7 protein-coding genes and 2 pseudogenes are annotated in these 4,953 nt (G+C 47.5%); 8 read left to right on the top strand and 1 reads right to left on the bottom strand.

Features of this window, described 5'->3' with window-relative positions; genetic code table 11:
• The 8 genes and pseudogenes from BRD58_RS04545 to BRD58_RS17825 form a co-directional block, all read left to right on the top strand.
• A partial coding sequence (locus BRD58_RS04545) for a VENN motif pre-toxin domain-containing protein (RefSeq protein ID WP_236721572.1) occupies positions 1–1,153 on the top strand: 1,153 nt, incomplete at its 5' end.
• Positions 1,150–1,383 carry a hypothetical protein gene (locus BRD58_RS17835; RefSeq protein ID WP_139263883.1) on the top strand — a complete coding sequence of 78 codons (234 nt, stop codon included), beginning with the start codon at positions 1,150–1,152 and terminating at the stop codon, positions 1,381–1,383. The genes BRD58_RS04545 and BRD58_RS17835, both read left to right, overlap by 4 nt.
• Positions 1,384–1,482: 99 nt before the next feature.
• Entirely contained in the window at positions 1,483–1,710 is a 228-nt protein-coding gene (locus BRD58_RS04540; RefSeq protein ID WP_012847680.1) for a hemagglutinin repeat-containing protein, read from the top strand.
• 77 nt (positions 1,711–1,787) lie between these two features.
• Complete coding sequence (locus BRD58_RS17830; protein ID WP_012847679.1) at positions 1,788–2,048, top strand: glycine zipper 2TM domain-containing protein; 261 nt, start codon at positions 1,788–1,790, stop codon at positions 2,046–2,048.
• Entirely contained in the window at positions 2,045–2,311 is a 267-nt protein-coding gene (locus BRD58_RS04535; RefSeq protein ID WP_071818503.1) for a hypothetical protein, read from the top strand. The genes BRD58_RS17830 and BRD58_RS04535 overlap by 4 nt, the downstream gene beginning before the upstream one ends.
• Positions 2,312–2,649: 338 nt before the next feature.
• Entirely contained in the window at positions 2,650–3,216 is a 567-nt protein-coding gene (locus BRD58_RS18195) for a hemagglutinin repeat-containing protein (protein ID WP_309379535.1), read from the top strand.
• A pseudogene (locus BRD58_RS04525) lies at positions 3,153–3,596 on the top strand (transposase); the annotation flags it as partial. The gene BRD58_RS18195 and the pseudogene BRD58_RS04525, both read left to right, overlap by 64 nt.
• Before the next feature lie 72 nt (positions 3,597–3,668).
• Positions 3,669–4,184: a hypothetical protein gene (locus BRD58_RS17825; protein ID WP_129985700.1), complete on the top strand. Its 516-nt coding sequence runs from the start codon at positions 3,669–3,671 to the stop codon at positions 4,182–4,184.
• Between the two features lie 85 nt (positions 4,185–4,269).
• On the opposite strand, the pseudogene BRD58_RS17820 reads toward BRD58_RS17825, so the two are convergent.
• Positions 4,270–4,953: pseudogene (locus tag BRD58_RS17820) on the bottom strand (IS3 family transposase); the annotation flags it as partial.

Below are 4,953 nucleotides of genomic sequence, written 5' to 3'. Positions count from 1 at the left end.
ACAGGATGTGGCGCAGCGGGCGTATAACACTGGCATGCGCGACTCCGGGTTGGGCACCGGCGGCGCATACCAGCAGGCGATCCAGGCGGCCACGGCGGCGGTACAGGGGCTGGCGGGCGGCAACCTGCAGGCGGCGCTGGCGGGCGGCAACCTGCAGGCGGCGCTGGCGGGCGGCGCAGCGCCGTATATTAGTGAGATAATCAAACAGAGCACCCCGGACGGCGCGGGCCGGGTGGCGGCCCATGCGGTGGTAAATGCGGCGCTGACCGCAGCACAGGGGAATCATCCCCTTGCCGGAGCCGCAGGTGCAGCCACCGGCGAAATCGTCGGCATGCTGGCCACTGAGATGTACCAGAAACCGGTCGCTGAGCTCAGCGAAACCGAGAAACAGACCGTTTCAGCACTGGCCACCGTTGCCGCCGGACTGGCCGGCGGCCTGGTGGGTGACGCGGGTGCTTCCGCACTCGCCGGCGCACAGTCGGGTAAGACGACGGTGGAGAATAACTCGCTGGCAAGTGTTCTGGCGGCTGCCAATGCTAATAAGCCAGGTACTGCGGACAAATGGAAAGAAGAACAGCAGGCGGCAATTAAAGAAGCTTGTAGCGGAAATACACCTATGTCTTGCCAGATGGCAGTGGCGGCGATGGGTACCGTGATGTCAGGTGGTGTGCTTCCTGAGGCGATGGTTATTTCTGGTGCAATCAGTGCAGGAGCAGTTGGTGGCATTGATTATGTGATGAACGGTTCAGTTGATCCTAAGAATGTCATCGCAGCATATTGGGTTGGAGCACTGACCAGAAGTACTGGCTTGGAAACGACAATAGCCATAAATGCCGCGGGAGGAGCTACAACAAGTTATCTTGATGGCAAGAATCCATGGGTAGGTGGACTGGTTAGCGGTCTCACAGGCGGAGTAGCCTATGGAATAGGAAATAAATTTGTTGAACCTGCTATGGATGAAATTTTCAATCCTGTTTGGAAAAATTTAGGATGGGACGACATAGGAATGGGAATATCTAAGCCCATTCAACCAAGCCTATGGCCTTCAGTTGCTGGCACTACGAGCGGAACTTCAGGTGGTGAATACATTTCCAATAAGGTAAATGACAAGATAGATGAAGTGAAAAATAATAATGGGGGCAATAATAAATGAAATTCATTGTTACCTTTCTATATTATTTTCTTGCTACATTTATGACAGTGGCCTTGACATTAATGCTAGTAGGCACAGCTATTGACGTGTTCTTTTGGTTGTTTTACAAAACACCTTTCAACTTTTCTATGAAAGAAGTTATTAATTATTTAAAAATAGCCTGCATTACAGGTGGTGTGTGCGGAATTGGCGGTATGTATTATTACGCCAGAACAATGAAACGACATTGAATACATAGGGGCAGATAACAAAACCCAGTTCAGTAACTGGGTTTTTCTGTGGAGAATAATTTACTCGGCGACGGATTTAAGCTGCCGTACTGACGAATTATGGTGTTTGAAAAAGGCAACAGCCGCTATGCCACGGATACCACAGTGAACGCGGGCAACACCCTGACGCTGAGCAGCGGTAATGACACCACCCTGAAAGGGGCGCAGATACAGGGGGAGAACGTGGTGGCGAATGTCGGCAATAATCTGATCCTACGCAGTGAACAGGCGATGGATAACTATGAAGAATTGGAGGTGCGGCGAATGTCAGCACACAACTCACCGTAAATGGTGATAAACCCTTTAGCTATGCCGATGCACTCATCGCAATAGGAACTGGCGCATTAACTCAGGGTAAAGGCCCTGTGCTTACAGAAGGCGTCAGCATCGGTGGCGCTTATATTGGCAACATGATCAAAGGTGAAGATCCGACCAATGCGATGATCGGGGCTGGAATTGGTTCAGCGGTGGGTAGTGTAGCCGGTAAGGTTGTTACCGAGCAGCTGAAACCAGTCGTCTCAAATGGTGTAGCAGAAACGATAGGTAACATTGGTGGTTCGCTTTCTAGTGAAATAGTTGGTGGTAAAGTTCAGAATAAGCTTAATGAGTCTGGAGATGAAAAATGAAAATACGGACAGTTGGCGTAAAACTAAATTTTGTTTTAATTTGTTATTGTGTTCTTATCCTGATCGGAGTTGCGCTATTAGCTTGTTTATGTGCAGCGATCTTGGTTTTTCTTAAAAATGGTAAATTCATTTTTAGTTGGGAAGATGACGTTCTTTACTCAGTTAAAGCAGGAATAGCTACTGGCATACCCACAGGAATAGGTATCTGGTTTATGTCTTGGATAAAAGCACGCAAAGAAAAGCGCTCCCCATCCAAAGAGTAACGAGTTATTGTGGAGAGTAATGCTTTGGGGGATATTATTTCCGCTGTAAATAAGCAGGAGCCAGGACAGTCGAAAACTACGAGTCGGGAACTCAGACCACAATTAAAGAGCCCTATAGTGGAAACACTCCCGTATCCTGCCAATTGGCAGTAGCTGCGATGGGTAGTGCAATGGTATAGCCATTATTACCGGGAGCAGCAGCAGCAACAACCAACCTGATAGGTGCAGGAGCTAATGCTGGTGCAGGCCTGCTAATTAACGGTGAAGTAAATCCAAATGACGTTATTCTGGGATACTGGACTGGTGCATTCACAGCAGGAGCCGAACTCTGAGGTACTATGGTCGTGAACGCAGGCAGTGGAGCCACATCAAATTATCTTAAAGGTGGCGATCCGCTGAAAGGTGGCTTGATCAGTAGTGCACTATCAGGGCTGGGGTATAGTGCAGGTAAACTTGTTGAATTACCATTTGATAAAACCCTTAATCCAATGAAACCATGGAAAGACTGGATCTGGACAGGTGTTGGGATCGGGATATCCAAACCGCTACCGATTAATCCAGTGCCCGGCGTTGCTGGCAACATAACAGGTTCAGTCACAACAGAGTATGGCAATGCTCAAGCCGGCAAAGCCCCCGACAGCGGCAATATTGCCGTCACCGGCAGCGCGCTACGGGCCGGTGGCGATATTGCACTCGATGCCCAGCATGATATCACCCTGCTATCGGCCCAAAACACCCAGACGGTGGACGGCAAAAACAGCAGCCAGGGTAGCAGCGTGGGGGTCGGGATAACCTTCGGCTCCAGTGGCGTGGGGTTCAATGTCAACGCCAGCGTCAATGCTACGATAAAAATCAGCCCAAATCTGGCTCCAATACCCGCAACGGCTACTCAACAAAGACCGTAGCGACCGTTAATAGCCCGCTTGAACTACGTACTCCCCGCTATCGCGAAGCCACCTTTGAACTCCAATTGCTGAAGAAAAACCAGCCCCGCATTACCGGCATGGATAACCAAATCCTGTCGCTGTATGCCAAATGGATGACCACTCGCGAGATCACCGCTACGTTCAAAGAGCTGTATGACGCCGGTGTCTCACCGGCGCTGGTCTCAAAGGTCACCGATGCCGTAATGGAGCAGGTTACCGAATGGCAAAATCAGCTACTGAATAACGTTTATCTTATTGTTTATCTTACTATTTATCTTAACCATTTCGTTCTGAACATCCGACAGGATAGTCGCGTCATCAATAAGTCTGTGTTTCTGGTATTAGGCATTAATGTAGATTATATAAATAACTAAAGTTTTTAAAAATCATGCCGATATTATTTACCTGATTAATTTTCTATAACAATATTTATGCGTAACTCAAATCTAGAAACTAAAATTTATGATGTATATTGGGAAGGCCCATACTCGTTAGATATAATAACTCAGGATAAAGACAGAGATATTGCAAAGGAATGGCATTGCCTTTATCAAATTTATGGCGATCATCCAACTTATGGCCGTGATGTATTGTTATACATTGGAAAAACGGAGAGAGACATAATGAAAAGACTGTCAGAACACTACAATCGCTTTTCTAATCAGTGCGATGAGGTCAAGGTTTTCCTTGCATCATTTGGAGAATTTACTAGCTGGAAGGAAATGCGTGATAGAAACTATGATCCTATCAGTAAGGATAATACCGAACTAAACGCGATTGAATCCCTGTTAATCTATGCACATCAACCAGCATACAATATAATGTCGTTATCCAGCAATAAGTTCGATAATTTAAATTTCAGAATATTTAACACCGGAAGACGAAAATCACTTATGCCCGAGATAAGCACTCAATTTTATCGTGATGATAGAGGCTTTGCTGAATAAATCGAACTGGACTGACCCCACCTCAGTAGACTGATCTTGCCCTATAGTTTGAGCATAGGAGAGCGTATGTGTAAATAGACCCATTTTAGTTCCAGAAATTTTTTGAGATCCCGGCCAAATAATGGTGCTGTCGATACTCATCCGGTGTCATATTGTTCAGTGATTCATGCGGACGTTCACAGTTATATTCTGATAACCATTTCTCCGTGATTTCCCGCACTTCATTCAGCGTTCTGAACAGATAAAAATCGAGTATTTCTGTACGGTATGTCCTGTTAAAACGCCGATGAAAGCATTCTGCGTCGGCTTACCCGGCTGGATAAACTCCAATTTTACTACGTGCCTCTCTGCCCATTCAGCCAGCGCCAGAGAGATAAATTCCGGACCATTATCCATGCGCAGCATGGCCGGATAGCCACGGTTTGCCGCGATCCTGTCGAGAACACGAACGACTCGCTGAGCTGGCAGGTTCAGATCGATTTCAATCGACAACGCCTCACGGTTAAAGTCATCAACGACATTAAACGTGCTAAAACGACGGCCACAGGCCAGTGCATCATGCATAAAATCGACAGACCAGCTCTGGTTTAGCGCTTCCGGTGTGGCCAGTGGCGAGGGATTACGCACCGGCAACCGCTGTTTGCCCTTACGGCGAAAATTCAGCTTCAGCAGACAGTAAATACGGTGGAGCCTTTTGTGATTCCATGAGTATCCTTGCCGTCGCAGGATCTGGAAAAGCTTCGGAAAGCCGTATCGTGGGTATCGTTCA

This window comes from Edwardsiella piscicida (assembly GCF_001896205.1).
Lineage (GTDB): Bacteria > Pseudomonadota > Gammaproteobacteria > Enterobacterales > Enterobacteriaceae > Edwardsiella > Edwardsiella piscicida.
Note: the sequence above shows the minus strand (reverse complement) of the source record. Positions and strands in the feature narration are given on the sequence as shown.

Excerpts from the sequence above, each read along its gene's own strand:
- BRD58_RS04540 (WP_012847680.1), top strand. The coding sequence starts at position 1,483 with ATGGTGTTTGAAAAAGGCAACAGCCGCTATGCCACGGATACCACAGTG.
- BRD58_RS18195 (WP_309379535.1), top strand. The coding sequence starts at position 2,650 with ATGGTCGTGAACGCAGGCAGTGGAGCCACATCAAATTATCTTAAAGGT.
- BRD58_RS04535 (WP_071818503.1), top strand. The coding sequence starts at position 2,045 with ATGAAAATACGGACAGTTGGCGTAAAACTAAATTTTGTTTTAATTTGT.
- BRD58_RS17835 (WP_139263883.1), top strand. The coding sequence starts at position 1,150 with ATGAAATTCATTGTTACCTTTCTATATTATTTTCTTGCTACATTTATG.
- BRD58_RS17825 (WP_129985700.1), top strand. The coding sequence starts at position 3,669 with ATGCGTAACTCAAATCTAGAAACTAAAATTTATGATGTATATTGGGAA.